The organism is Pseudomonas sp. SIMBA_068 (assembly GCF_046534705.1).
Lineage (GTDB): Bacteria > Pseudomonadota > Gammaproteobacteria > Pseudomonadales > Pseudomonadaceae > Aquipseudomonas > Aquipseudomonas putida.
The window spans coordinates 706,663-732,195 of the sequence record NZ_JAWRYI010000001.1 but is presented as its reverse complement, the minus strand read 5'-3'; the positions used below and the strand labels follow the sequence as shown (position 1 = coordinate 732,195).

Here is a 25,533-nt window from a genome sequence, read left to right as displayed (position 1 = left end):
CCTTCGCGGGTTTACCCGCGAAGCGGCCAGTACAGGCAACACAGCTCACAGCTCCCTGCGCAATAGATAGGTATCCATGATCCACCCCTTGCGCCGCCTCTCCTGCTCCCGCACTTCCAGTATGCGTGCCTTCACCGCCTGCAAGGGCCCGGCAATCAGCACTTCATCCTCGGTCCCCAGGTACGCGCCCCAGTAGATCACCAGCTCCGGGTCATCAAGCTGGGCAAACGCGCACTGCCCGTCGAGCATTACCACCACATTGTCGATAGGCCCCTGCCCGGCCAGGCGCCGCCCTGGCAGCACGGTCAGAGGCTCGCCGATGCGGTTGAGCGGCACCTGGTGCCGCGCCGCCAGCGCCTGCACACTGCTGATGCCAGGGATTATCTGCAGGCGCAGCGCCACGCCGCGTTCGCGGACCAGATCGAGAATACGCAGGGTGCTGTCGTACAGGGTCGGCTCGCCCCACAGCAGAAAAGCGCCGGTTTCCCCATCGCCAATCTCTCGCTCGATCAGCTGGGCGTACAGCGCAGCACGCTGCCGGTGCCAGTCCTGCACCGCGCCAAGGTAGTCATCCGCCTGGCCATCGCGCGAGGGGTCGGCCACCTGCACCAGGCGATAGCCACCTTCGGGACGGTAACGTTGCACAATGGCCTTGCGCAGGCGTACCAGTTCATCCTTGTCGCTGCCCTTGTCGAGCACGAAGAACACACAAGCGCTACGCAGCGCATCAACGGCTTCATACGTGATCTGGCGCGGGTCACCCGCGCCAATTCCGATCAACAACAGGTCTTTCATCGCCCTGCCCTTTGCGGGAACCAGCAGCCATTGTCAGGCGGCTACTGGTATTTGGCAAAATGCCCGCTTAGAAGATCGAGAAGTTGTAGCTGACAATGACACGTGTTTCATCCATGTCACGCGCCCACTTTTCATAGTTGCTGCGGTAGGTGGAATTACGCAGGCGCACGCTGACATCCTTGAAAGTGCCACTTTGCACCTGGTACTTGAACTCGGTGTCGCGCTCCCATTCCTTGCCTTCGGCGCTGCTGCCCGGCACCTTTATATTGTCGCCGTTGATGTACCGGGTGAAGAAGGTCAGGCCGGGCACGCCCAGCGCCTTGAAGTCATAGTCGTAACGCACCTGCCAGGAACGCTCCTGAGCGGCGGCGAAGTCGTTGACCTGGGCATAGTTGACCAGGTACGGGTTGCTGCCATCCAGGTAGGGCATGGCGCTGTCGCCATACATCCGCTGCCAGCCGGCACTGATCTTGTGGCCGCCCAGGCTGTAGCCGAGCATGCCGCTGAAGGCGCGATGGTCGATTGCACCCGCGCGGGCATTGCCAATGTCATCACTCTTGATCAGGCGCAGGTCGGCCGACAGGCTGCCCACCGCCAACGGCTGGCTGGCGACCAGGTCGAGGAAGTGCTGGCGGTAGATGTTTTCCAGCTTGGCCACCTGGTACTGGGCACTGATTCGCTCGTTGAAGCGGTAATCGACACCAGCCAGGTCGAAGTGGTCGGCTTCGATATCGCAGGCATAGCGCTTGTTCTTGCAGTGCACGCGAATGTCCTGGCGGTCGGTGGAATCCCGTGCGGTGTATTTGTCCAGGCGGGCCAGGGTGAACTTCAAGTCGCGCACTTCCTCAGACGTGAGCATGGCGCCATGGAACATGGTAGGCAGCAGGCGGCCATCGTTGTATTTGAGCAAGGGCACATCGGGCATCATCGAGCCGTACTTGAACACGGTATTGGACACTTTGACCTTGGCCGCCAGCCCCATCTTCGCGTACTGGTCAGCCGAGTGCCGAGGATCATGCCCGGAAGAAGGCAGCAAGCCGCTGTTACTGTCGGCCGGGCTGGAGTCGAGTTTGAAACCGAACATGCCCAGCGCATCCACGCCAAAACCTACCGGGCCCTGGGTATAACCCGACTGGACATTAAGGATGAAACCTTGCGCCCATTCTTCCCGCTTGGACGCACCTTGGCTGGAACTGCTATGGCCGTCACGAAAATCCCGGTTGAAATAGACATTGCGTGCTTCAATCTTGGCGCTGCTGTCTTCAAGAAAACCGGCGGCCTGGGCGTTGACGCCGGCACACAACAGGAACAGGCCGGCAACACGGCGCCCAGGGGCGAGGGGGAAAGGGGAAAACATGCGAGGAAACATCCAGAATCAAAGGCGAGTTAACACACTGTGGCACGAACTGGCCACGGCACTGCGACAAGGCCGAACAATCGCCGGCCATCATCTGAAATGATCGCGCAAAGGCTCTGGCACAGGCCATTGGACCATGGTCTAAACGTGCCGAAGGGCAGGTGCAAAAAACCCGGAAAATACCGCACGCAAAACTAGGAAAGTTCCCGCCTTACTTACAAAAGTTAGCAGTTTACCAAGTACCCATGAATGACTACACTCGATATCAGCGAACAGCGGAACCCACCCGCGTGGCTGGCGTTTTTATGCGTATTCAATGTTCGTCACGCCCTGCCACGACCGACGTACAGGAGTGATTACAGTGTCCAGACTTGCAGAGTTTCGTGCTGCCGAAAAAGCGCTCCAGGAGCAGATGGCGCAACTGGAAGCCTTGAAAAAGGATGCCGGCCTCAAACGCGAAATCGAATTCGAGCAGAAACTAGTCGGCCTGATGAAAAGCTATGACAAGAGCCTGCGCGATATCATCGCCATCCTCGACCCCAAGGCGGTAAGCAGGGGTACCAGCACAGCGCCCAAGCAACAGCGCCGCCCGCGCGTGGTAAAGGTTTATCAGAACCCGCACACCGGCGAGCGGATCGAGACCAAAGGTGGCAACCACCGGGGCCTCAAGGCCTGGAAAGAACAGTACGGGGGCGCCACGGTAGAAAGCTGGGTACGCTGATGAAACGTCCACACTTGCTTCACACTTTTTTCACAAGGGCTGGCTCAGTATCGAGACAGCTAAAGGACTAGCGACCCCACGCGCCCGCACATGCGGGCCTCTAATTCTAGCGCCCTGCCTTGTGCAGGGCGCTTTCATTTGCGCAATCAGCGCACTGCCGTATCATGGCCAGCCTGTCTGTTTTGCCGGTGCCCTGCGCCCGGCCCCGTCTCAGGAGTTCCCATGAGCCTGCACGATCTGCAAACCCTGCCTGGCGTCACCGCCCAACCGGATGCCGCTACCGCCCAATTCGTCTTCAACCACACCATGCTGCGGGTCAAGGACATCGAGAAGTCGCTGGACTTCTACACCCGCGTGCTGGGCTTCCGCCTGGTGGACAAGCGCGATTTCCCGGAAGCCGCCTTCAGCCTGTACTTCCTGGCCCTGGTTGACCCGGCGCAGATTCCCGCCGATGACGCCGCACGCCACCAGTGGATGAAGTCGATCCCTGGCGTACTGGAGCTGACCCACAACCACGGCACCGAAAACGATGCCGAGTTTGCTTACCACAACGGCAACACCGACCCGCGCGGGTTTGGCCACATCTGCATCTCCGTGCCGGATGTGCGCGCCGCCTGTGCGCGCTTCGAAGCACTGGAAGTACCCTTCCAGAAACGCCTGCAGGACGGGCGCATGAACCACCTGGCCTTCGTCAAGGACCCGGACGGTTACTGGGTCGAAGTGATCCAGCCGACCGAGCTCAAGGGCTAAGCGTTCGTCGCCGTTCGCTCGTCGGGCCGGGAACTCCCGGCCCCTTGCTGTGGTATATGAAGGTAACTGCTTCACATGCCACAGCGAGGTAAGGACGATGCAATCTCTTCACTGTGAATACCGCGAGCACACCATCACCGCCAGCGTGATGCCCCACCCCGACTCCCCCCTGCCCTATGCCGCCGGCTGCCTGATCACCGCGCCCGACGGGCATACCAGCAAGCGCCTGTCGATGCCGATGAAGTTTTTCTCCAGCCTTGAGAATGCGCAGCATGTGTCGCTGGCCCATGGCCGCGCCCTGGTCGACCAGCAGCTGGATGACGGGCACAGGGTGTTCTGACCCTTCTATGGTCTGTACTGGCCCTTTCGCGGCTAAAGCCGCGAAGGGGCCAGCACAGGAGTAACTAGATATCCCGGGCGTAAGCCACTGCGGCATCCACCTGCGCCCGCGTCGGCCTGATACCCGTGTACAGCACAAACTGCTCCAGCGCCTGCAGCGCAATGACCTCCAACCCGGTGATCACCGGCTTGCCCAAGGCCTGGGCCCGGCGGATCAACGGCGTCTGTGCCGGCATCGCCACCACATCGAACACCCGCTCCGCCGCCGCTATGGCCTGCTCGGCAAACGCCAGCGCCTCTGCCTCCGGCCCGCCTGCCATACCGATCGGCGTCACGTTCACCAGCATCGGCGGGCAGATGTCGCCCAGCTCCGCCACCCATCGATAGCCGCACACATCCGCCAGTTGCCGACCGGCCTGCTCGTTGCGCGCAACGATGATGCCTTCTGCAAAGCTGGCATCACGCAGGGCACTGGCCACGGCCTTGGCCATCCCACCACTGCCACGCAAGGCAAAGGCGGTGCCCGGATCGACCTGATGCTGCGCCAGCAACTGGCGCACGGCCAGGTAATCGGTGTTGTAGGCTTTCAGGTGGCCATCGGTATTGACCAAGGTATTGACCGACTCGATGGCCGCTGCCGACGGGTCGATTTCGTCGACCAGTGCCATGCAGGCCTCCTTGTACGGCATCGACACGCCGCAACCGCGGATACCCAGCGCGCGGATCCCCGCCACCGCCGCAGGCAGGTCATCGGTGCGCATGGCCTTGTAGTAGAAGTCCAGGCCCAACTGCTGGTACAGGTGGTTGTGAAAACGAACGCCGAAGGTGCCGGGGCGCCCGGCCAGGGAGATGCACAGCACGGTATCCCTGCTGGGAGTTGTCGACATAACCTGCTCCTTTGTCATAACTGAAACGTTTGTTCAGCGTAACAGAGCCAACCACTGGTCGTCCCTTACACAACCTTTACCGTTCCCCTGTGCTCAGCTGACAGAGACTGGAGTCATATTAATAAGGCCCCGAACGTGGGGTTTCTCTGCGAGGTTGCTTTATGAACCGTCACATTCCCGGAATCGCCCTGCTGGTCGGCGCCTTGGCCATCAGCGGGCCCGCTGCTGCCCACGGCGGCCATGGCGGCGGTGGCTGGTATGGGCCGGGCCCGCTCCTGGGTGCGGCGGTGGTCGGCGCAGTGGTCGGCGCGACGGTTTATGGCGGGCGTGACCGTACGGTGTACGTCGAACGCCAGCCGGTCTATTACGCGCCGCCGCCGGTGTACGTGCAACCACCGCCGCAGCCGGTGTATTACCAGCCGTACTACGCGCCGGCGCCACCGCCCCCAGGCTACCGCACCTACTACGGCCCGCCCCCGGTGTATTACGGCCCACCGCGCTGGTAACGGTTGATAGAACTAATGACCACTATCGAGGAAGTTGATTTCAAACCGCCCAGGCCGCTGCGTATGGTAGAGCCATGTTTCACAGGAGGTCCTCATGGCCACTATCCAGATCATGTCCGTTGTCGGCAGCGCCGTCCCCACTTCACTGCGTGAGCAGGGCCTGCTGGCATGCTGGTACCTGGTGCGCAACGGCGAAGCCGTGAGCGGGCCAATGCCATCCCTTGCCTCGGCCCAAGCCCTGGCTGAACAGCTGCAACCAGGCACCCTGGTTGCCTGACCGAATTTGTTGTGCGTTGCTCCCTACGCCCTTATGGCCCGCCAATTTGGCGGGCTTTTTTTTTGGTTTTTGCCGGCCCTGTCACCTCAGTGTTGGCTCAGCGTTGTGAGCTACGCCGCAGCTGGCTGGTCAGCGCCAGTACTTTGCCTTGCAGCCGCCCTACGGTGAGCACCAGATCGTTGCGCTCCCTGGCGAACTGATCAGCTTTGGCTTCTGCCTCTCGGCGGGCGTCCCGCTCACTATCCAGCAACTCGGTCAGGCGGCGGATAACTGCAATATCTGCGTTGTCCATCGCACGCTCGGCTGCATCCCGGGACAGCCACTTGCGCAGCCATAGAAATGCACCTAGCAACACAGTGCCCGTGCCGCTCAGCCAAGTGACTGTGCCCGGGCCGAGGTCGGTCGGATCCATGTAAACCTCATTACCGATGATGATGCGACGAGCCCTGGACAAAAATGCCTCAGTGGCTTTTCTTGTTGATGGATTTAATTTAGCCTACAGCTAACATTTCAACAAGAGCTAATTTAGCCATGCGCACATTTAGCAGCAAGCTAAACACTGGCATGCTTCGCCCTATGGACATCTACGACATTCGCAAGCACAACCTGGTCAAGCTTATCGGCAGCCAGAAGAAGGGATCCTGCGCAGAACGCTGGGGGATGGCGCCTGCACACCTGAGCCAGATTCTTTCCGACAAGACCGCGAAAAACCTGGGCGATGATGTGGCCCGCAGAATCGAGGGCATCGAAGACCTGCCCCGGGGTTGGTTCGACGCACTGTCGGCAGGCGACCCCGTGCAGCCGTCGGTCGAAGCGGGCGAAGGCAAGCTTTCGGCGGCCGACCTGGTCAAGCAGATGCTTGCCCGAAGCGGCAAGGGAATCCCTGAAGAAACCCGGCAAAGGTTGCTGGCCGCTGCAGAAGAACCGCAGGATGCCACGCTGGTAAAGGCTGACTTTGTTCGCCCGGGCCTGGTCGGTGACGAAGTGTGGATCGCCCACTACGATGTGCGGGCCGCCATGGGCGGCGGCCAGATCCCCCACGACTACCCTGAGATGTTCAAGGATGTTCGCGTCAGCCCCAGCCATCTTCGCGAGCTGGGTGTGGCGTTCACTGAACACCACCACCTGAAGATGATCACCGGCTGGGGTCAGTCGATGGAGCCGACCATCAAGCACCGCGACCCGCTGATCGTCGATGTCAGCATCCGCGAGTTTGTCGGCGATGGCATCTACTTCTTCTCTTGGGGTGATCACATCTACATCAAGCGATTGCAGATCGCTGACGATGACCACTTCGAGATGATTTCCGACAACTCGCGGCACAAGGACCGCATGATTCGCCGGGAAGAAACCTACATTCAGGCCAGGGTGCTGTTGGTGTGGAATGCGCACCTGGTATGAAGCCGAAGCCCGCCACCCAGGCGGGCTTTGCATAACGCTCAGAAAGGCGCTGCCGCTTCAACCTCCTCCTTGCTGAACTGCTCGACGATAAAGTCGTCACGCTCCTCCACACTGCTACGCTCCCAGCGCACGGTGACGCTTTCGTCGTCGTTGAACGTCAGGTCCAACTCTGGCGTGTCGGACAGCAGGCCCATCACTTCCTCCCACTCCGCATCACCGTCGGTATCCAGGCGATGCACAACGACCCAGCGCTGCGTCTGTGCGAGCGGGTGGTTGATCATCGACGACACCCGCAGGCTAAGCCGCTCTACTCCGGTCATTTCCTGATGCTGCTGGGGTGCTGCCTTCATGTGCTTAGACATATTCTCATCCTGATAGCTGTATATTCGTACAGTGCTCGAGGAAAGCTTATCTCACCGCCAAATCCAGCGTAAAGCCCTGTCACAGAAAAATTTCGCCAGCAGGTAATTTGTCTCAGAGCGAAATTATTTAGCTGCTGGCTATTGACCATTTTTTAGCTTGTGGCTAATGTTCAATTCGACAGCCAGATACAAGGCTGCTCGATCGGTTCGTCATTCAAGCCACTTTTTCGTCAGGAGCTCCCATGACCGTAGACATCAGCAACCTCACCATCGCCACCCCGGTGGCCGTCTCCTCAACCAATCCTGTAGCACTCGAACTCAACGGCGCCGAAGCGATCGCGCGGTTGCCGAGTGTGGTAACGGTACTCAGCGATGGCTCAATCCAGCTTTCAGCCCCTACCAAAGGTGCTTCGAGCAAAAGCACCCGCAGGACCCGCTGCGAGTGGACAGAAACCGAAGACTGGACATTGTCCAGCGCCCAGGATCACTGGAATCGCCAAACCATGACCCTGACCAAGGTCAACTCGGCGCTGAAGGTGGTGATCGCCCAGATGCACGTGCGTGGGGATGACAGCCCGCCGTTGAAGGTGTTCTGGAACAAAGGCAACATCACCCTGGGGTTTCGGCAGACCTACAACCAGACCGACCCGGTAAACTCGACTGTGCTCAAAGGGGTGCCTCTGGGGGCGCAGTTCAACGTGAGCATCCACACCACGTCTGCAGGCGTGGTGAATGTATCGGCCAAATGCAACGGGGTGTCCGGCGCCTCTGGTGATTTACAGCTCGACAGCACCTGGGCGTCGCGCCTGTTCGAATTCCACGGCGGCATCTACAACCAGGTTGACTATACCGATGCAACGCCGGCCACTGACGGCTCGGTCTGCATCATCAGCGAGCTCTCGCTGATCCATCGCTGAGCCTTGAAAGCCGGGAGGGGCATCCCGATGCCCCGCCCGTCACAGATTGCATCGGGATGCCGGCTGACCAAAAGCGCGTGGTTGACACGCGTGACACGCCACGCCATTGATTAGTCTCGATGAGTCATATTGTTGCCTTCCCGCTCTCAGACTAATAATTAGCTATCTGCCTGGGGAGGCGCGAAACATGCAACCAAGATTCGTTATCGTTCCTGCTGTGCCAGTGGAAGGCGAGTCCTTCTGCATTGGCAACCGGTTCTATGCCGCCACAACTTCGGGCGGCTTCGATATCTACGACAATCAGGAGAAACAGCGGCTCAAGCGCAGCTTTATCAACAAGTCCGAGGCCGCGACTGCGTGCGCATTGATGAACGCCGAATCACGCAATCCAGCGGCGCAGTTCCCGATCTTGCGCACAGATTGATGTGCGGTATCACGCTGCCTTAACGCTAGCGGCAGCAGCGGATCAGTCCGCCCGGTGAAGCGGCAGGAAACAGGCGCTCGAAAGGGCTTGCAGTGTCATGTCGCCGTGCCGTAAATTTGCCCGATCCTGTCATTCCTGCTGGTGTTGAGGAGTGACCTGAAGCCCAACACTTGGTTGGGCTTTTTCGTTTTTGCGACAGGGCCATTTTTCAAGGTGTGCCGATTGTTGCGATTCATTAAAAGAAAGTTCTCCAGAATGCTGCGAAAGTGGTTTGTATACCTCGCGGTTGCAGGGCTGGCGGGTAACTACAGCCGATTGTTCGATCATCTTTCAATCTGGAAACCTTGGCGCTTGGCCAAGGGCATAGCGGCCCACCTCATCGCATCCTGACGCGCCCTCGGCAGCGATGCGACGAGCTTGAGCCACTCCCCTAGCAAGCATCCTCGTCATCGACTCGCCTGGCTGAGAGGTGTATGCCTCTTCGTATAACGCCATCCCTGACCGCGCATAAATCCCCAAGAACATCTGCGTCCCGCCAGGTCGGCAAAGCCTCACCCGAACATCAATACGAGTGCCGTCACTCAGTGTTTCTTCATGACTTTGGTGGTGCAGTGTCGGGTCAGCCCAAGCCCAGTACACGTGGCCCCTCATTCGCATAAAGCCCTCCTTCATCGCCGGCTGGTGGTTGGTGTAACCCGGACTGGCAGACCCCTTCATTTGGAATTAGGCCTATCCAACTAGCTTGACCACTGGCCACGAACGAAAGCTCCATTTTTTTACCCCACTGCCCTCTATTCACTACCGCGCTGCGAGGCCTGCCGTGGTTGTGGCCATGCGCTGCAGTGTATGACGAAGTGGTGGACAGGAACCCGGCGGCATCGATTGAGTTGCCGCGCAAGAAATAGAAGCAGGTAGACCCCTTCACGCTCGAAGAGGCAGAGCCCTTGATCCAGTGGATGCACGATAACTTTTCCCGGTGCAACCAGGTGTTCGCGGCGTTCTACGAGCGAAACTGGAAAAGAACGTAATTGGTACAGAATTGGTAAAGGATTAAATTTCGTTCACCTTACGCCCTTTAGTCATAAGGCATTCGACAGCAATTCAGCCATACTCCAGAATGTATCGGTTTTTGGGGAAAACCCTTGCACAGCCAACGACATACCAACTTTTAGTGAGCCTCAACGTGAAAACATCCCTGTCCATCCTCAGCCTGCTGCTGTTGCTCACAGGTACCGCGACCCTTCCGTCGACTGCTGCTGCACAACCCCCGGCCCAAGTCCAACGTGACCCGTCCAAGTTGCATCTGGCTTCAGGCAGCGCCCTGCTGATCGACCTGAATACCAACCAGGAGCTGTATTCGAGCCACGCCGACCGCGTGGTGCCGATCGCTTCGGTAACCAAGCTGATGACAGCGATGGTGGTGCTGGATGCCAAGCTGCCCATGGATGACATGCTCACCATGACCATTGCCAACAACCCGGAAATGAAAGGCGTGTATTCGCGCGTGCGCCTGGGCAGCCAGCTCGACCGCCGCGAAACCCTGCTGATTACCCTGATGTCGTCGGAAAACCGTGCCGCCAACAGCCTGGCCAACGCCTACCCCGGCGGCTATCCGGCGTTCATCAAGGCGATGAATGCCAAGGCCCGCAGCCTGGGTATGGCACATACCCGCTACGTAGAGCCGACCGGCCTGTCGACGCAGAACGTGTCCACCGCCCGCGACCTGGCCAAATTGCTGATGGCTTCGCGCAAGTACCCGATGCTGAGCGAGTTGTCGACCACCCGCGAGAAGACCGTGGCCTTCCGCAAGCCCAACTACACCCTGGGCTTCCGCAACACAGACCACCTGGTAAACAAAAGCAACTGGGACATCAAACTGACCAAGACTGGCTTCACCAACGAAGCCGGGCACTGCCTGGTGCTGTTGACCCGCATGGACAACCGCCCGGTGGCCATGGTCATCCTCGACGCCTTCGGCAAGTACACGCACTTCGCCGATGCCAGCCGCATGCGCCAGTGGCTAGAGACCGGTGCCGCCAAGCCGGCACCGGCAGTGGCCATGCAGTACAAGAGCGACCGGCAGAGCAAGGGGCGCTTGGCGTCCGAATAACCGCCTGTATCTGGCGCTGTGTGTGTAGGAGCGGCCTTGCGGCCCATCGCGACGCAAGGCCGCTCCTACAGGTTGTTGCGTAAGACAGTCAGGCCGTGGCGCTGACCATCCCGCCCGAGCTGCTGCCACCCTCTTGCTGCAACAGCTCCAGCAACTGCGCCGTGGCAGCCATGATCTGCCCATTGATGGTGGCAATGCTCGCCTGCTTGGCGCCCACCGCAGCCGCCTTGGCAGCGTCATCCATCTTGCTGTTCTGCAATGCGGCCAACTGCTTCTGCTCCTCGACAAGCTGCTTCTGCAGGTCCTTGATCAGCTGACGCAGCTCGGTTACGGCCTCGGACTCACCACTATCTTCACTGTCCGTAGGTTGCGCCTGGCTACCCGCAGAAACCTTCATGCTATCGCTACTGATGCTCAAGGGGCCCAGTGCCTCGCCAGCCTGTTTTGCCTGTTCGCGTTCGGTCGTTGCGTTCGCGCTCAGCGTCTGCGCTGAAATGCCATTGATCATCAGGTTGCTTGCCGTGATGCCGCTCATGTCGATTCCCTGCCGAAAGATAGGTCCTTGCCGTAACCACCCTATCGGCCCCCCCTCGCAGTTCTTTAGCCCGCTTAAATTCCCCCGCGACTGGCTCGTTCCAACACATGTACTTGCGCAGGAGCCGGAGCCCCGGCGGGCGTCCATATTCGACCATTCAGGGAATCGCAGCCATGAGCCAGTCCTCACAGCAGGAAACCATCAAAGATCTGATCGGCGTGGGCTTCGGCCCTTCCAACCTGGCCTTGGCCATTGCCCTGGAAGAACTCGCCGAGTCCCAGGGCCATGCCCTCGACGCACTGTTCATCGACAAGCAGCAGGACTACCGCTGGCACGGCGAAACCCTGGCCACCCAGAGCGAGCTGCAGATCTCGTTCCTCAAGGACCTGGTGTCGTTGCGCAACCCCACCAGCCCCTACAGCTTCGTCAACTACCTGCACCAGAAGCAGCGCCTGGCCGACTTCATCAACCTCGGCACCTTCTACCCCTGCCGCCTGGAGTACAACGACTACCTGCGCTGGGCCGCCGAACACTTCGCCACCCAGGCGGTGTATGGCCAGGAAGTGCTGCGCATCGAACCGGAGGTGCAGGCTGGCCGGGTCGAGCACCTGCGCCTGGTCTCGCGCGACGCCCAGGGCCGCGAATACAGCCGCCGCACCCGCTCAGTGGTGGTCGGCAGCGGCGGCACGCCAAAAATCCCGGAAAAGTTCGGTGCCTTCAAGGACGACCCGCGGGTATTCCATCACTCCCAGTACCTGAGCAGCCTAAATAAGCTGCCGTGCACCGCCGGCAAACCGATGCGCATCGCGGTGATCGGGTCGGGGCAAAGCGCCGCCGAGGCATTCATCGACCTCAACGACAGCTACCCGTCGGTCAAGGTCGACATGATTCTACGTGGCTCGGCGCTCAAACCCGCAGACGACAGCCCGTTCGTCAACGAGATCTTCTCGCCGGACTACACCGACCTGGTCTACAACGAACCGGCCGACCAGCGCAGCAAACTGCTGGGCGAATATCACAACACCAACTACTCCGTGGTGGACCTTAACCTGATCGAACGTATCTACGGCATCCTGTACCGGCAGAAGGTCGCCCACCAGCACCGTCACAACGTGCTGTGCCGCCGCCAGGTCGAAGCCGTTGTGGCTACCCGCGAAGGCCTGGAACTGACCCTGCGCGACCTCGCCACCGGCCAGCAGCAAACCCACCGCTACGACGCGGTGATTCTCGCCACCGGCTACGAGCGCCGCTCGCACCGTGACTTGCTGGCACCGCTGGCCGGTTACCTGGACGACTTCAGCGTCGACCGCAACTACCGAGTGCTGGCCAGCCCCGACCTGCAGGCCTCGGTGTACCTGCAGGGCTTCTGCGAGAACAGCCACGGCCTGAGCGACACGCTGCTCTCGGTGCTGCCGGCCCGCGCTGCGGAAATTGGCCGTGCGCTGTACCAGGACCTGGCGCAGCTGCACGGCAAACCGCAACCTGCCGTGGCCCTGACCCGCGCCTGACCCCTCTGCAACATCTCCTTTCAAGGCCGGCTGACGCCTCGCGCGCAGGCCGGCTTTGCGCTTAGAAACATTTGCTTGCATTTAAAACGGCAGGTTTTCAATTCTCATTCGTCCTTATCAGTACAGCCCTCTTTGGTTGGGCACACGCTCGACCACCCAATGCAGAAGACCGTCTGATGGCCAAATCACCGAAAAAATCCAAATCCAGGCTGTGGTTCCTGGTCCATAGCTGGCTCGCCCTGCCGATCTGGTTCTTTGTGCTGATCGTCTGCTTTACCGGCATGCTCGCCGTGGTCAGCCAGGAAATTGTCTGGCTCGCCAACTCCGATGTGCGTGCCAGCAAGCCCTACGCCGACGCCGAGCGCCTCAGCTTCCAGCAGGTGCTGGACGCCATGCACAAAGCCGATCCGGACATGGTCGTGGAGTCGCTCAGACAACCCGACGGCTCTCACTTTGCCCTCACGGCGGATGTGACATTGCCAGACGGCACCAGCCCGACGCTGTACGTCAACCCGTACACCGGCGCCATCCAGGGCAAATCCCCCGACTTCAACTTCGAAGGCTTCACCCGCGCCCTGCACGGCTGGTGGCTGGTGCCCTTCACCAACGGTTTCAGCTGGGGCTGGTACCTGGTGTCGATTCTCGGCTTGCCCATGCTGGCATCGCTGGTGACCGGGCTGGTGGTGTACAAGAAGTTCTGGAAGGGCTTCTTCAAACCGGTACGCACGGGGCATGGCTCGCGCATCTTCTGGGGCGACCTGCATCGCCTGGCGGGCGTCTGGTCGATCTGGTTCATTGCGGTCATTTCCATTACCGGTACCTGGTTCCTGATCCAGGCAATCCTGTTCGACAACCACATCACCATTTCCAGCCGGCCCATCGTGCCAGTGATCGCCCGCGAAGATGTGCCACAAACACCCGATGGCAGCCCTGCCCCGCGCATTGACATTGATGAGGCAGCGCGCATCGCCGGCCTGGCCATCCCGGGCCTCGAAATCAGCTTCGTTTCGTTGCCGTCCACCGCTTACAGCCATGTTTCAATGGGCGGGCGCGGTTGGTATCCGCTGATGTTCCAGAGCGCCCACGTCAACCCTTACACGCGCAACGTCGACAGCCAGTTCCTGCTCAGCGACCGCTCGACGCTGGAGTTCGTCACCGAGTCCATGCGCCCCTTGCACACCGGCGACTTCGGCGGCCTGCCGATCAAGCTGATCTGGTTCTTCTTCGGCCTGGTGCTCACCCTGATGGTGTTCAGCGGCTTGCTGATCTGGACCAAACGCACCGCGCAGGCCACCGCCGCCGCCCTCAAGCGCAGCGAACGCACACCCCGCGCTGCGCGCGCCCAGACCTCCCTGGAGACCCAACCATGAGCCACGCCCAGGCCGTGCCCGCCCGCCCACTGAAGCAATGGTGGCTGAAGTGGCGTTTTCACCTGAACATCCTGTTGATCCTGGTGCCGCTGGGCTTCATGCCCAAGTATTTCAACGACGCAAAGCTGTTCCGTGGCGACGCCGGGCTGGGGGCCAACATGATCACCGGTATCCAGGCAGGCCCCTATACCCTGGACCTGGCTGAACTGCGTGACGAAGCACCACGCCAAGACGGCCCGGCTGGCAATTTCAAATCCTTCAACGCGGCGCTATGCAAAGCCTGCATCAATGACGTCAAGGCCGTTTACCTGCGCATAGGCAAACCGCGCAGCCTGCGTGCCGCCGGCACGATCTTCTTCGGTGCGCCTTATCGCATGGGCACCAACCTGCCCATCCCGCCCCGCACCAAACCCGACGCACAGATCTGGATCACCCTGGAAGGCTGGGACGGCAGCATGCACCAGGCGTCGGTCCCCCTGGCCAAAGCATCGCCAGCCACCGTGGCCTGGCTCGAAAAACAAGGAGGCAAGAAATGAAACAGCTGATGCGATCCCTCGCCCTGCCCTTGCTGGTGCTGGCCGCCGGCCCCGCCCTGGCGCACAACCCGATGTGCGAATGCGAAGAAACGGCCGGCGGCCAGGTCAAGTGCACCGGCGGTTTCTCGGACGGCAGCGGTGCCCCGGGGGTGACCCTGGATGTGATCGGCTATGACGAGCAAGTGCTGGTCGGCGGCAAGCTTGGCGACGACTCGACGCTCACCTTCAAGCGCCCGGACGGCGAGTTCTACGTGCTGTTCGATGCAGGCCCCGGGCACGTGGTTGAAGTCGACTACGCCGATATCGCCCAGCCATGAGCCGCGCCCAAGTGATTCGCCCGGCCGGCGCCGGGCACGAAACCCTGTACGTGCTTTTGATCAGCCTGCTGATTGTGGTGCTCGCTGCCAGCGTAGTGCTGCTGCGTGGCGAGCGCGAAGACGAACAGACCATCGCCAGCCACCAGATCGACGCCCGGCGTGACCTCACCGCCGCCGAACAAGGCCTGTACACCGACCTGCGGGTGGCCTTCGACGAAATCCAGCTGTTGCGTGAAGAAAACGCTGCCGTGCCTAGCGTGCAGGCCCTGGCCGAAGAAGGCCTGCCACCCTTCGTGGTCGATGCCGGCAGCCAGAGCCGCGGCGGCCACCAATGGTCGTGGCTGGAGCCCGGCGCTTACCTGGGCCGCAGCCAGGCCCCGGAAGTCGCCGGCAGCCTGCTGCTGATCCTGCCGGCCGACAGCACTGGCCAGGCCGATGTCTGGCTGCGCCGCGACAGCGCCGCCATGACCCCGGACGACCTCGGCCAGGCGGCCCTGATCGCCGCTGGCTGGCAGCAGGTGGTCAGCCACTACGACGCCGGGGTTACCCGCGAACACCGTCACTGAACCCAAGGACTTCCCCATGTTCCGCTCCGCCCTCGCCCTGCTCCTGGCCCTTGCCCTGCCGGCAATGGCCCTGGCCGATAACGGCAAGCCGCTGCGCATCGGCATCACCCTGCACCCCTACTACAGCTACGTGACCAACATCGTCGGCGACAAGGCCGAAGTGGTACCGCTGATTCCAGCGGGCTTCAACCCCCACGCCTACGAACCACGGGCCGAGGACATCAAGCGCATCGGCACCCTGGATGTGGTGGTGCTCAACGGTGTCGGCCACGACGACTTCGCCGACCGCATGATCGCCGCCAGCGAAAAGCCCGGCATCAACACCATTGAAGCCAACCAGAACGTGCCGTTGCTGGCGGCCACCGGCATTGCCGCCCGTGGCGCAGGCAAGGTGGTCAACCCGCACACTTTCCTGTCGATCAGCACCACCATCGCCCAGGTCAACAACATCGCCCGCGAACTGGGCAAGCTCGACCCGGACAACGCCAAGCTGTACACGCAAAACGCCCGCGCCTACGCCAAGCGCCTGCGCGGGCTGCGTGCCGAAGCCCTGGCCAAGGTCACCGAGGCGCCCAGCGCCACCTTCCGGGTTGCCACCATCCATGCCGCCTACGACTACCTGGTACGCGACTTCGGCCTGGAGGTGACGGCCGTGGTCGAGCCTGCCCATGGCATCGAGCCCAGCCCGGCCCAGCTGAAAAAGACCATCGACCAGCTCAAGGCCCTGGACGTGCGGGTGATCTTCTCGGAAATGGACTTCCCGTCGGCCTACGTCGAGACCATCCAGCGCGAATCTGGCGTGCGTCTGTACCCGCTCACGCACATCTCCTATGGCGAATACACCAAGGACAAGTACGAAGTGGAAATGAAGCGCAACCTCGACACCGTGGTCCGCGCCATCCAGGAGAACCGCGCATGACCGCCGCCGCCAACCTGGTGACGGGCTTCGGGCCGCGCATCGAGTTCGCCGGCATCGACCTGACGCTGGGCCGCACACGCATCCTGGAACAGGTCGGTTTCAGCGTGGCCGCTGGCAGCGTGCACGCCATCGTCGGCCCCAACGGCGGCGGCAAGAGCTCGCTGATCAAGACCCTGCTCGGGCAGATGCCGCATCAGGGCCAACTCACCCTGCATTGGCCAAGCGAACGCGAAGTGATCGGCTATGTGCCGCAGGCATTGGAGTTCGACCGCGGCCTGCCAATGACCGTGGACGACTTCATGGCCGCCATGTGCCAGCGCCGCCCGGCCTTTCTCGGCCTGTCGCGGCGCGTGCAACCGGCCATCGACGCGGCGCTGGCGCGGGTCGGCATGCTCGACAAGCGCAAGCGGCGCATGGGTGCGTTGTCCGGGGGCGAGCGCCAGCGCGTGCTGCTGGCCCAGGGCCTGATCCCCGAGCCGCAGTTGCTGGTGCTGGACGAGCCCATGTCGGCACTCGATGAAGCCGGTATCCAGGTGTTCGAGCAGTTGCTCAAGGGCTGGCGCCAGGCTGGCACCACCGTGCTGTGGATCGAACACGACTTGGAAGCCGTGCTGCGCCTTGCTGACCGGGTAACCGGCCTGAGCCGCAAGGTGCTGTTCGACGCCCCACCCGTCCAGGCCCTGACCCCGGAGCGCCTGCTCGGCCTGTTCTCTGTTCACCCGCGTAGCGAGAGCCTTGCCTCATGAGTTTTGAAGCATTTCGCCAACTGGTCCAGGAATGGGCTACCGCTGGTTACCTGCCCGAGGCACTGGCCTACGGTTTCGTGGTCAACGCCCTGCTGGCCGGCATGATGATCGGCCCGGTGCTGGGCGGCCTGGGCACCCTGGTGGTGGTCAAGCGCTTTGCCTTCTTCTCCGAGGCAGTGGGCCATGCCGCGCTGACCGGCGTGGCCATCGGCATCCTGCTGGGCGAGCCCTACACCGGCCCCTATGGCAGCCTGTTCGGCTACTGCCTGCTGTTCGGCATCTTGCTCAACTTCCTGCGCAACCGCACCGGGCTGTCGCCGGACACGCTGATCGGCGTGTTCCTGTCGGTGTCGCTGGCGCTGGGCGCCAGCCTGCTGCTGATGCTGGCTGGCAAGATCAACGTGCACATCCTCGAAAACGTGCTGTTCGGCTCGGTGCTGACCGTCAGCGGCCAGGACCTGGTGGTGTTGGGCATCGTCGCGGTACTGGTGTTGGCCTTGGCGCTGCCGCTGTACAACCGCATCATGCTGGCCAGCTTCAACCCACAGCTGGCGGCCGTGCGCGGGGTGGCGGTGAAAACCCTGGACTACCTGTTCGTGGTGCTGGTGACCTTGGTGACCGTGGCCGCTGTGAAGGTGATCGGGGCCATCCTGGTCGGTGCGCTGCTGGTCATCCCCGCTGCCGCCGCACGCCTGGTCAGCCAGTCGCTCAAGGGCTTTTTCTTCCTGTCGGTGGTGATTGCCACCATCAGCACCCTGTTTGGCATCCTGCTGCCGATCGTTTTCGACCTGCCGGTGCCGTCAGGCGCCGCGATCATCCTGGTCGCCGGCATGTGCTTTGCCCTGGCCGCCCTGGCCCGCGCCCTCGTCCCCCGCCTGCAAGGAAACCCGGCATGAACTTCAAACGCCTGACACTGACGCTGGCCCTGGCCGGCCTGCCGTCACTGTCTTTTGCCACACAAGTGCTGACCACCCTGCCCGTCACCCACAGCCTGGCCAGCGCCCTGCTCGACGGCACTGCCGTACAGCTAAAACGTGCGGCGCCGGCCAACCTGCCGGCCAGCCGCCAGCCGTCGTACTTCAGCGGGCGCGGCGGGGCCAGCCTGGAAAAAGCAGCACAACAGGCCGACGCAGTGATCGGCGTGCGTTCGATCTGGCGTGACGACCCGCTGTACCCGATGGCCCGGCGCAGCAACATCCGCATCGTCGAAATCGATGCCGCACGGCCGGTGGACGGTGCGCTGCCAGGGATTGCGGTCTCGGGTGATGACGCCTATGGCGCCTACCCCTGGCTCAACCCGACCAACCTGGGGCGTATGGCCGATGTGGTGGCCAACGATCTGGAGCGCCTGGCCCCAAGTGACAAAGCGAAAATCCAGGGCAACCTGGCGGGCCTCAAACGCCAGTTGCTGGAGCTTTCGGCCAGCAGCCAGACACGCCTGGCCAAGGTCGACAACCTGACCGTGGTGAGCCTGTCCGAGCGGCTGGGTTACCTCGCCAGCGGGTTGAACCTGGACGTGGTGGAGCAGCCGCTGCCGGCCGAGTGGGATGCTGTCGCGCTCAAGGCATTGGAGGAAAATCTGAAAGCGCAGGATGTGGCGCTGGTGCTGGACCACCGACAGCCGGACGCGGCGGTGGCCGAAGTGATCAAGGCAGCCGGGGCGAAACTGGTGGTGGTGGAAAGTGACCCTGACGATGCGTTTGCAGGGTTGAAGGCCAGTGTCGACCAGGTGGTTGGGGCATTGGGCGAAAGCTGACGGTGCCTGCTCTGGCCTCTTCGCGGGTCTACCCGCGAAGAGGCCGGCACAGGCAACACATGACTAACGCTTCATGCACCGCTGATAACGCTCATCCACCCGCCCGGCAAACCATGCCGTGGTCAGCTTGCGGGTGATCTTCGGGCTCTTCAGCTCGATCCCCGGCAATACCGCCCGTGGCACCGGTTTACCGGCCTTGGCATCCGCCAGGGCAAACACTCCGCTGTACAGTTTGCTGTCTTCGAACGCCAGGCTGTCGCCCTCCTCCAGCTGGCTGCGAATCTGCGGGTTACGCAGCCCCAGCTTCACCCCCAACTTTCTCGCGGCCTGCTCGGTGGTGCCTGGCATGATCGCCCCCGGTGCAATCAGGTCGCCGTCGAGGGCAAGCGGCACGCCGGTCGCCTTGCTCAATGCCGCCTGGAACGCCGCGTTGCGGCTGGCGTACCAGCCTGCGTTGAAGTCGGCAAAACGGTACAACTGGCGTTCATAACTGGCCGGGTAGCCCAACAGGTGGGCAATACCGAAATACATACCGCCGCGCCGGGTGAACACTTCCTGGCGAATCGTGCCGTCATGGCTGTAGGGGTAAGCCTGCGCATGCTTTTCGGCGAAGTCGATGCTGACCTGCATCGGCCCGCCGGTGTGCACCGGGTTCAGCCCGCCCAGCAAAGTCTTGCCCAGCGGCACACGGGCAATGACCTCGTCATACAGCTCGCTCAGCTGCTTCTCGCTGCGCACTGCCTGCAAACGCTGCTGGTAGCTCTGGCCGTTGCCCGAAGGTGTTTTCAGAGCGCCGTCGACCAGCAGCCTGGGAATATGCAGGCGTGCGGCACGGCGGTCGATTTCCTCACGGGAGATACGCCCCAGGTTGGGCACCTGCGGGTCGGCAGTGAAGGTCGACTCTTGCTCGGTCACCGCCAACACGGCGCAAAGGTTGCTTTTACTCGGTGCAATGCGCTGGGCTTCGAATGCCACTTGAATGTCCCTGGCCCAGCCCTCGCGGTCCCTGGCCTGCGCAGGCAGCAACCGCAGCAGCTGGGCGCGGACCTTGGCCGGGTCTGCTTCCGGTGCTTGTTCACGGCGCCCGGCACAACCTTGCAGCAGCGCCAGGGCCATCAACCCGGCAGCCAGTAACCGGCCGTTCAGGGCTGTTCACCGACCAGATAGGTTTTGCTGATGTGGCGGAACAGCGGGTGGCTAGCACTGCCCATCAATTCGAACAGCACCATCTCGCGGGTCACCACCTGGGCCCCGGCAGCACGCATGCGCGCCAGCCCCGCCGCCTTGCTGGCCGGCGTGCGGCTGTCGCAGGCATCCTCGACCACGAACACCTGCTTGCCCAACGCCAGCAGGCCAAGCACCGTCTGCAGCACGCAGACATGGGTTTCCATACCACAAACGATCACCTGCTCCCGCGCCATCAGGCTGCCCGGCAGGCACTCGGCGGCCACGCAGGAAAAATGGCTTTTTTCCACCACTTCGGCTGCCGGGGCTGCGGCCAGAAGATCCGCCACGGTATGCCCCAGCCCCTTGGGATACTGCTCGGAAATCACCGTCGGCAACTCCAGCTCGGCAGTCGCAGCCAGCAACCAGCGCGCCCGTGCCCGGGTGCCCTCGGGGTCGCTCATGGCGCCGATGAGTTTTTCCTGGATGTCGACGACCAGCAGCGTGGCCTTGTGTGGATCGATCAGCATTGTCCGCCCCTTGCCTGGGAAAAGGCCTAGCCTCCCCCAGGCAAGCGGTGACGTCAATCAGGCAGAAAGCCGAAGCGGTTCCAGCGAAGCAGTCAGCGCGCCGAGCACATGGTCCTCCTGCTCATGGATGAAGAAGTGGCCGCCGGGGAACATCCGCAGCGAGAACTCGCCGTGGGTTTCCTGGCGCCAGGCCTGCAATTGCTCGTCGCTGGCCCGGTCATCCGCGCCGCCCAGCACGTGCAGCGGGCACTGCAACGCCGGTCGCTGGCGGTAGGCGTAGGTGCCGCAGAGCAAAAAGTCCGCACGCAGGGTCGGCAAGGTCAGGCTCATCAGCTCCGCATTGGCCAGCACTTCCTCGGGCGTACCCTGAAGCTCGCGCAACTCGCTGATCAGCTCGGCGTCACTCTTGGGCTCGCGCCAGCTCTTGCCGTCGTAGTCCTCACGACGCGTGGGCGCCGCCGTGCCGCAGGCGAACAGCGCCAAGGGTGACGGGCAGCCCAATGCCTGCAGTTCATGGGCCAGCTCGAAGGCCAGCAGCGCGCCCAGGCTGTGCCCGAGCAGCGCATAGGGGGCACTGGCCGCCAGGCGCTGCTCGCTGGCCAGTTGCCGGGCCAGGGCTTGCATGTCGATGTGCAGCGGCTCGGCCATGCGCGCACCACGGCCGGGCAGCTCCACCGGGCGTACTTGCAGCCAGGCTGGCAGCTTGCGCCGCCAGCGGCTGTAGACCATGGCGCTGGCCCCGGAATACGGCAGGCACAGCAGGTTCAGGGCAGTCACTGAATAGCGGCTTCGGCCATTTTCTGACGCAGGCTCAGCGGGCGCATGTCGGTCCACACCTCGTCGATGTAGGCCAGGCAGTCCTTTTTCAAACCACTCTTGCCCACGGCCCGCCAGCCGTTGGGGATGGCCTTGTAGTCCGGCCAGATCGAGTACTGCTCTTCGTGGTTGACCACTACCTGGAACTGAATATCGTCGCGGTCGAAAACGGAAGTCATTGCCTGTCTCCTTGAATGGTAAGTGCCGCCGCACGCCTGGTGCAGGGGGGCTTTCAAGTAGACGTAGCAAGTGGCAAAAAAATTAGTGTAGGCCTGACTCGAGCCCCTGTAGGAGCGGCTACCACTTCAGGCATCACGCAGCAGGTCGTGGGTATCCAGCAGACGGAAGGCCACCTGCGGGTTGCGCTCCAGCCCGCGCCGAATTGCTGCCGGGATCGACTGCCGGGTCTTGCGGCACAGACCCGGCTGGTCATCCAGTTCAATGACGATACCGCGCATGGTCCGCACTTCGTTGTAGCCGGGGGCAATGTGCACGCGGATGCCGAGGTTTTCGTACAGGCGTTGCTGCAGGCGTTGCAGGTCCTCGAGGTCCTTGAGGTTTTCCAGGCGTTCAAGCAGGCGCTTTTCTTCCTGTCGGGTCAGCAGGAGGATGCGCCCGGCCGCCTGCGGGTGATCGACCAAGTATTCGCGGCCGCAGTCGCAGGCACCAGGAGGGCAAGGTTGGCGCAGAGGCGGTGGTGTAGTCATGGAGCAAGCATAGCCCGGCAAAGGCTTCAAAAAAACTTTCCTGTCAGGATAAAAAATTTCACAAACCGCTAGACCGGCACCCCTCATTTCGCCTATAAATCGCCTAAAGGAAATTTATATTCCTACGAAGAAACACCACTTCGCGCTCTCGCGAAGCTTCTTTTGCCCTTGTGCCCGACCTGCCCCACTCCATCACGAGGCCTATCCGACATGCACCCCGCTCCCGATCACTTCATCCTGCGCGTCAGTTGCCCGGCCGTGTCTGGCATCGTCGCCGCGGTGACCACCTACCTGGCCGAGCACGGTTGCTACATCAGCGAGATGGCGCAGTTCGACGACGAGGACAATGGGCGCTTCTTCATGCGCGCCGTGTTCCGCTTCAACACCGGTATCAGCGGTGACACGCCGCAGCTGGAGGCCGGCTTTACCGACGTGGCCCAACGCTTCGACATGCAATGGAGCCTGCACAGCAGCGCCCGGCCCATGCGTGTGCTGCTGATGGTGAGCAAGTTTGACCACTGCCTGTCCGACCTGCTGTACCGCCACGCCAAGGGCGAGCTGGACATGCACATCACCGCCGTGGTTTCCAACCACCTGGACCTGCGCCCGATGGCCGAGCGCCAGGGCATTCGCTTCGTCTACCTGCCGGTGAGCAAAGACACCAAGGCCGAACAGGAAGCCGCGCTGCTGCGCATCGTCGAGGACACCGGCACCGAACTGGTGGTGCTGGCGCGCTACATGCAAATCCTCTCCGATGACCTGTGCCGCCAGCTGTCGGGCCGGGCGATCAACATCCATCACTCGTTCCTGCCCGGTTTCAAAGGGGCCAAGCCCTACCACCAGGCCTACCAGCGCGGGGTCAAGCTGATCGGCGCCACCGCCCACTATGTGACCAGCGACCTGGACGAGGGCCCGATCATCGAGCAGGAAGTACAGCGCGTTGACCACGCCTACGCGCCAGACGACCTGGTGGCCATCGGCCGCGACACCGAGACCATCGCCCTGTCCCGCGCCGTGAAATACCACCTGGAACACCGGGTGTTCCTTAACCACGACCGCACGGTGATCTTCAAATGAGCGCCCCTCCCAGCGTCAAGCTGATCGACGGCAAGGCCACCGCCGCGCGGGTGCTGGCCGAAGTGCGCGCGCAGGTGCAGGAACTGCGCCAGGGCGGCGTGCAACCAGGCCTGGCCGTGGTGCTGGTGGGCGCCGATGCCGCCAGCCAGGTGTACGTACGCAACAAGGTGCTGCGCGCCGAAGAGGTGGGCATCCGCTCGTTGGAACATCGCCTGCCCGCCGACACCACCCAGGCCCACCTGCTGACCTTGATCGACCGCCTGAACCGCGACCCGGAGGTAAACGGCATCCTCGTGCAACTGCCGTTGCCCGCGCACATCGACGAGCACTTTGTGTTGCAAGCCATCAGCCCGCTCAAGGACGTGGACGGCTTCCACAGCGAGAACGTTGGTGGCCTGGCCCAGGGCCGCGATGTGCTCATCCCGTGCACCCCCAGTGGTTGCATGCGCCTGCTGCGCGACGCCTGTGGCGAGCTGCGCGGCAAGCATGCGGTGGTGGTCGGCCGCTCGAACATTGTCGGCAAGCCCATGGCTGCCCTGCTGCTGCAGGCCGACTGCACGGTGACCGTGGTGCACTCGCGCAGCCGCGACCTGCCGGCGCTGTGCCGCCAGGCCGACATCCTGGTGGCCGCAGTGGGCAAACCTCGGCTGATAGGTGCCGACTGGCTCAAGCCCGGCGCGGTGGTGATCGACGTCGGCATCAACCGCGTCGATGATGGCGGCCACAGCCGCCTGGTCGGTGATGTCGACTTCGCCGCTGCCCTGCCCCAGGTCGCCGGCATTACTCCGGTGCCCGGTGGCGTCGGCCCGATGACCATCGCCTACCTGATGAAAAATACCCTGCTCGCCCTCGACCTGCAGCAACAGGCCGCCCACCAGGAGCGCACCGCATGCCTTTCGCCCTGCTGAAATACGGCCTGAGTGCCGACTACCCGGTGGAGGTCGACCTGCCGCCACCGTGCGAACTCAAGCCTCGTTATGACGTGGTGATCATTGGCGGCGGCGGCCACGGCCTGGCCATCGCCTACTACCTGGCCAAGTACCACGGCGTGACCAACGTCGCCGTGCTGGAAAAGGCCTACCTGGGAGGCGGAAACACCGCACGCAACACCGCGGTTATCCGCTCCAACTACCTCACCAGCGAGGGTGTGCGCTTTTACGCAGAATCGGTGCGCATGTTCCAGAACCTGTCGAACGAGTTCGACTTCAACATCATGTATTCCGAGCGCGGCCAGCTCACCCTGGCGCACACCGATGCCACCGTGCGCGCCTTCCGCCAGCGTGCCGAGGTCAACAAACACTTTGGCGGGCGCACCGAAATGATCGACCGCCAACAGATTCGCGAACTGGTGCCCAGCCTCAACCTCGACCCTGGCCACCTGCCGGTGCTGGCAGGCCTGTGGCACATCGACGGTGCCACCGCACGCCATGACGCAGTGGCCTGGGGCTACGCCAAACAGGCGGCCAAGCGCGGCGTGGAAATCCACCAGCTGACCGAAGTACAGGACCTGCTGATTCGCAATGGCCGCATCGAAGCGGTGAAGACCAACCGTGGCACGGTGCAGTGCGGCTGCGTGGTCCAGGCCGTGGCCGGCGCCAGTTCGCTGCTGATGGCCAAGGCAGGCATCCGTGCGCCGATCCACACCTACCCGCTGCAGGCCATGGTCACCCAACCGTTCAAGCCATTTCTCGATCCGCTGGTCAGCTCGTCGGCGCTGCATTGTTATGTGCAACAGACCAGCCGTGGGGAAATCGTCTTTGGCGGCGGCTCCGACCCTTACCCGCTGTACAACACCCGCTCCACCCTCGACCTCAAGGAAAGCCTGCTGGCCCACGCCATCGAGATGTTCCCGTTCATGGCCAACGCCAAGCTGATGCGCCAGTGGGCCGGGATGACCGACATGACCCCGGATTACAGCCCGATCATGGGCCTGTCGCCAGTGCACAACTACTACCTGGACGCCGGCTGGGGAACCTGGGGCTTCAAGGCCACGCCCATCTGCGGCAAGACCATGGCCGAGCTGGTGGCCAGCGGCGGCAAGGTACCCAAAATGATCGCCCCCTTCGCCCTGGAGCGCTTCAGCCGCTTCCAGCAAGTCAACGAAATGGGCGCCACTGCGGCCAGCCACTAGGAGCAACGA

The 25,533-nt window shown here is 62.4% G+C and carries 34 protein-coding genes; 21 read left to right on the top strand and 13 right to left on the bottom strand.

Annotated features, from left to right (window positions below; translation table 11 throughout):
* Positions 1 to 45 precede the first annotated feature (45 nt).
* Positions 46 to 795 carry a precorrin-6A synthase (deacetylating) gene (gene cobF, locus SB756_RS03450; protein WP_341798367.1) on the bottom strand — a complete coding sequence of 250 codons (750 nt, stop codon included), beginning with the start codon at positions 793 to 795 and terminating at the stop codon, positions 46 to 48.
* 67 nt (positions 796 to 862) lie between these two features.
* Positions 863 to 2,152, bottom strand: coding sequence for an OprD family porin (locus SB756_RS03445; protein ID WP_410910173.1), 1,290 nt, complete (start codon positions 2,150 to 2,152; stop codon positions 863 to 865).
* A gap of 361 nt (positions 2,153 to 2,513) precedes the next feature.
* Between SB756_RS03445 and SB756_RS03440 the strand changes: the two genes are divergently transcribed.
* The 3 genes from SB756_RS03440 to SB756_RS03430 all read left to right on the top strand — a co-directional run bounded on the left by SB756_RS03440 (position 2,514) and on the right by SB756_RS03430 (position 3,963).
* Entirely contained in the window at positions 2,514 to 2,873 is a 360-nt protein-coding gene (locus SB756_RS03440; protein WP_338744391.1) for a histone-like nucleoid-structuring protein, MvaT/MvaU family, read from the top strand.
* 222 nt (positions 2,874 to 3,095) lie between these two features.
* A complete protein-coding gene (gloA, locus tag SB756_RS03435) occupies positions 3,096 to 3,623 on the top strand; it encodes a lactoylglutathione lyase (protein WP_043196134.1) in 528 nt (175 codons plus the stop codon).
* A gap of 97 nt (positions 3,624 to 3,720) precedes the next feature.
* A complete protein-coding gene (locus SB756_RS03430; RefSeq protein ID WP_341798365.1) occupies positions 3,721 to 3,963 on the top strand; it encodes a hypothetical protein in 243 nt (80 codons plus the stop codon).
* Positions 3,964 to 4,027: 64 nt separating this feature from the next.
* Here the strand turns inward: SB756_RS03430 and SB756_RS03425 are convergent, their stop codons facing one another.
* Complete coding sequence (locus tag SB756_RS03425; protein ID WP_410910172.1) at positions 4,028 to 4,849, bottom strand: shikimate 5-dehydrogenase; 822 nt, start codon at positions 4,847 to 4,849, stop codon at positions 4,028 to 4,030.
* Between the two features lie 161 nt (positions 4,850 to 5,010).
* Between SB756_RS03425 and SB756_RS03420 the strand changes: the two genes are divergently transcribed.
* On the top strand, positions 5,011 to 5,355 hold the full coding sequence (locus SB756_RS03420; RefSeq protein WP_341798363.1) for a hypothetical protein: 345 nt from the start codon (positions 5,011 to 5,013) through the stop codon (positions 5,353 to 5,355).
* Positions 5,356 to 5,449: 94 nt separating this feature from the next.
* On the top strand, positions 5,450 to 5,632 hold the full coding sequence (locus SB756_RS03415) for a hypothetical protein (RefSeq protein ID WP_016499110.1): 183 nt from the start codon (positions 5,450 to 5,452) through the stop codon (positions 5,630 to 5,632).
* Positions 5,633 to 5,729: 97 nt separating this feature from the next.
* Here SB756_RS03415 and SB756_RS03410 read toward each other — a convergent pair whose 3' ends face one another.
* Positions 5,730 to 6,044, bottom strand: a complete 315-nt coding sequence (locus SB756_RS03410; protein WP_341798362.1) for a chemotaxis protein — start codon at positions 6,042 to 6,044, stop codon at positions 5,730 to 5,732.
* Between the two features lie 164 nt (positions 6,045 to 6,208).
* On the opposite strand from SB756_RS03410, the gene SB756_RS03405 reads away from it, so the two are divergent.
* Positions 6,209 to 7,033 (top strand): helix-turn-helix transcriptional regulator, encoded by an 825-nt coding sequence (locus SB756_RS03405; RefSeq protein ID WP_341798872.1) that lies wholly within the window; start codon positions 6,209 to 6,211, stop codon positions 7,031 to 7,033.
* A 38-nt stretch (positions 7,034 to 7,071) separates the two neighbouring features.
* Here the strand turns inward: SB756_RS03405 and SB756_RS03400 are convergent, their stop codons facing one another.
* Complete coding sequence (locus SB756_RS03400) at positions 7,072 to 7,395, bottom strand: DUF1654 domain-containing protein (protein ID WP_049276605.1); 324 nt, start codon at positions 7,393 to 7,395, stop codon at positions 7,072 to 7,074.
* 242 nt (positions 7,396 to 7,637) lie between these two features.
* On the opposite strand from SB756_RS03400, the gene SB756_RS03395 reads away from it, so the two are divergent.
* Positions 7,638 to 8,312, top strand: coding sequence for a polysaccharide lyase family 7 protein (locus tag SB756_RS03395; RefSeq protein WP_341798361.1), 675 nt, complete (start codon positions 7,638 to 7,640; stop codon positions 8,310 to 8,312).
* Positions 8,313 to 8,499: 187 nt separating this feature from the next.
* Positions 8,500 to 8,736 carry an Arm DNA-binding domain-containing protein gene (locus tag SB756_RS03390; RefSeq protein ID WP_341798360.1) on the top strand — a complete coding sequence of 79 codons (237 nt, stop codon included), beginning with the start codon at positions 8,500 to 8,502 and terminating at the stop codon, positions 8,734 to 8,736.
* Between the two features lie 129 nt (positions 8,737 to 8,865).
* Here the strand turns inward: SB756_RS03390 and SB756_RS03385 are convergent, their stop codons facing one another.
* Positions 8,866 to 9,063, bottom strand: coding sequence for a hypothetical protein (locus SB756_RS03385; RefSeq protein ID WP_341798359.1), 198 nt, complete (start codon positions 9,061 to 9,063; stop codon positions 8,866 to 8,868).
* A 3-nt stretch (positions 9,064 to 9,066) separates the two neighbouring features.
* Positions 9,067 to 9,393: a hypothetical protein gene (locus tag SB756_RS03380; protein ID WP_341798871.1), complete on the bottom strand. Its 327-nt coding sequence runs from the start codon at positions 9,391 to 9,393 to the stop codon at positions 9,067 to 9,069.
* Between the two features lie 526 nt (positions 9,394 to 9,919).
* Between SB756_RS03380 and pbpG the strand changes: the two genes are divergently transcribed.
* Positions 9,920 to 10,846 (top strand): D-alanyl-D-alanine endopeptidase, encoded by a 927-nt coding sequence (gene pbpG, locus SB756_RS03375; protein WP_341798358.1) that lies wholly within the window; start codon positions 9,920 to 9,922, stop codon positions 10,844 to 10,846.
* 88 nt (positions 10,847 to 10,934) lie between these two features.
* On the opposite strand, the gene SB756_RS03370 is transcribed toward pbpG, so the two are convergent.
* Complete coding sequence (locus SB756_RS03370) at positions 10,935 to 11,381, bottom strand: hypothetical protein (RefSeq protein ID WP_016499103.1); 447 nt, start codon at positions 11,379 to 11,381, stop codon at positions 10,935 to 10,937.
* 173 nt (positions 11,382 to 11,554) lie between these two features.
* On the opposite strand from SB756_RS03370, the gene SB756_RS03365 reads away from it, so the two are divergent.
* The 9 genes from SB756_RS03365 (at position 11,555) to SB756_RS03325 (ending at position 19,099) form a co-directional block, all read left to right on the top strand.
* Positions 11,555 to 12,889, top strand: a complete 1,335-nt coding sequence (locus SB756_RS03365; RefSeq protein ID WP_341798357.1) for a lysine N(6)-hydroxylase/L-ornithine N(5)-oxygenase family protein — start codon at positions 11,555 to 11,557, stop codon at positions 12,887 to 12,889.
* Between the two features lie 176 nt (positions 12,890 to 13,065).
* A complete protein-coding gene (locus SB756_RS03360; protein WP_341798356.1) occupies positions 13,066 to 14,259 on the top strand; it encodes a PepSY-associated TM helix domain-containing protein in 1,194 nt (397 codons plus the stop codon).
* Positions 14,256 to 14,795, top strand: coding sequence for a thiamine pyrophosphate-binding protein (locus SB756_RS03355; RefSeq protein ID WP_341798355.1), 540 nt, complete (start codon positions 14,256 to 14,258; stop codon positions 14,793 to 14,795). Before SB756_RS03360 ends, SB756_RS03355 begins: the two co-directional genes overlap by 4 nt.
* Complete coding sequence (locus SB756_RS03350) at positions 14,792 to 15,112, top strand: hypothetical protein (RefSeq protein ID WP_341798354.1); 321 nt, start codon at positions 14,792 to 14,794, stop codon at positions 15,110 to 15,112. Before SB756_RS03355 ends, SB756_RS03350 begins: the two co-directional genes overlap by 4 nt.
* Positions 15,109 to 15,678 (top strand): DUF6162 family protein, encoded by a 570-nt coding sequence (locus SB756_RS03345; RefSeq protein ID WP_016499098.1) that lies wholly within the window; start codon positions 15,109 to 15,111, stop codon positions 15,676 to 15,678. Before SB756_RS03350 ends, SB756_RS03345 begins: the two co-directional genes overlap by 4 nt.
* A gap of 16 nt (positions 15,679 to 15,694) precedes the next feature.
* Entirely contained in the window at positions 15,695 to 16,597 is a 903-nt protein-coding gene (locus SB756_RS03340; RefSeq protein WP_341798353.1) for a metal ABC transporter substrate-binding protein, read from the top strand.
* Complete coding sequence (locus SB756_RS03335) at positions 16,594 to 17,343, top strand: metal ABC transporter ATP-binding protein (protein ID WP_338744402.1); 750 nt, start codon at positions 16,594 to 16,596, stop codon at positions 17,341 to 17,343. The genes SB756_RS03340 and SB756_RS03335 overlap by 4 nt, the downstream gene beginning before the upstream one ends.
* Entirely contained in the window at positions 17,340 to 18,239 is a 900-nt protein-coding gene (locus SB756_RS03330; RefSeq protein ID WP_016499095.1) for a metal ABC transporter permease, read from the top strand. The genes SB756_RS03335 and SB756_RS03330 overlap by 4 nt, the downstream gene beginning before the upstream one ends.
* Positions 18,236 to 19,099, top strand: coding sequence for a metal ABC transporter substrate-binding protein (locus tag SB756_RS03325; protein ID WP_410910171.1), 864 nt, complete (start codon positions 18,236 to 18,238; stop codon positions 19,097 to 19,099). Before SB756_RS03330 ends, SB756_RS03325 begins: the two co-directional genes overlap by 4 nt.
* A gap of 63 nt (positions 19,100 to 19,162) precedes the next feature.
* Here SB756_RS03325 and SB756_RS03320 read toward each other — a convergent pair whose 3' ends face one another.
* From SB756_RS03320 to SB756_RS03300, 5 genes are all read right to left on the bottom strand, one after another.
* Positions 19,163 to 20,215: a DUF1615 domain-containing protein gene (locus tag SB756_RS03320; protein WP_410910170.1), complete on the bottom strand. Its 1,053-nt coding sequence runs from the start codon at positions 20,213 to 20,215 to the stop codon at positions 19,163 to 19,165.
* 26 nt (positions 20,216 to 20,241) lie between these two features.
* Complete coding sequence (locus SB756_RS03315; RefSeq protein ID WP_410910169.1) at positions 20,242 to 20,793, bottom strand: hydrolase; 552 nt, start codon at positions 20,791 to 20,793, stop codon at positions 20,242 to 20,244.
* Between the two features lie 57 nt (positions 20,794 to 20,850).
* On the bottom strand, positions 20,851 to 21,570 hold the full coding sequence (locus tag SB756_RS03310) for a thioesterase II family protein (RefSeq protein WP_410910168.1): 720 nt from the start codon (positions 21,568 to 21,570) through the stop codon (positions 20,851 to 20,853).
* Positions 21,567 to 21,788: an MbtH family protein gene (locus tag SB756_RS03305; protein ID WP_410910167.1), complete on the bottom strand. Its 222-nt coding sequence runs from the start codon at positions 21,786 to 21,788 to the stop codon at positions 21,567 to 21,569. The genes SB756_RS03310 and SB756_RS03305 overlap by 4 nt, the downstream gene beginning before the upstream one ends.
* 126 nt (positions 21,789 to 21,914) lie before the next feature.
* A complete protein-coding gene (locus tag SB756_RS03300; RefSeq protein ID WP_410910166.1) occupies positions 21,915 to 22,316 on the bottom strand; it encodes a hypothetical protein in 402 nt (133 codons plus the stop codon).
* A 210-nt stretch (positions 22,317 to 22,526) separates the two neighbouring features.
* Between SB756_RS03300 and purU the strand changes: the two genes are divergently transcribed.
* From purU to SB756_RS03285, 3 genes are read left to right on the top strand one after another with little or no spacing between them, the layout of a single operon-like run.
* On the top strand, positions 22,527 to 23,393 hold the full coding sequence (gene purU / locus SB756_RS03295) for a formyltetrahydrofolate deformylase (protein ID WP_016499088.1): 867 nt from the start codon (positions 22,527 to 22,529) through the stop codon (positions 23,391 to 23,393).
* Positions 23,390 to 24,301, top strand: a complete 912-nt coding sequence (gene folD, locus SB756_RS03290; RefSeq protein ID WP_410910165.1) for a bifunctional methylenetetrahydrofolate dehydrogenase/methenyltetrahydrofolate cyclohydrolase FolD — start codon at positions 23,390 to 23,392, stop codon at positions 24,299 to 24,301. The genes purU and folD overlap by 4 nt, the downstream gene beginning before the upstream one ends.
* A complete protein-coding gene (locus SB756_RS03285) occupies positions 24,283 to 25,524 on the top strand; it encodes an FAD-dependent oxidoreductase (protein ID WP_410910164.1) in 1,242 nt (413 codons plus the stop codon). The genes folD and SB756_RS03285 overlap by 19 nt, the downstream gene beginning before the upstream one ends.
* Positions 25,525 to 25,533: the final 9 nt, after the last annotated feature.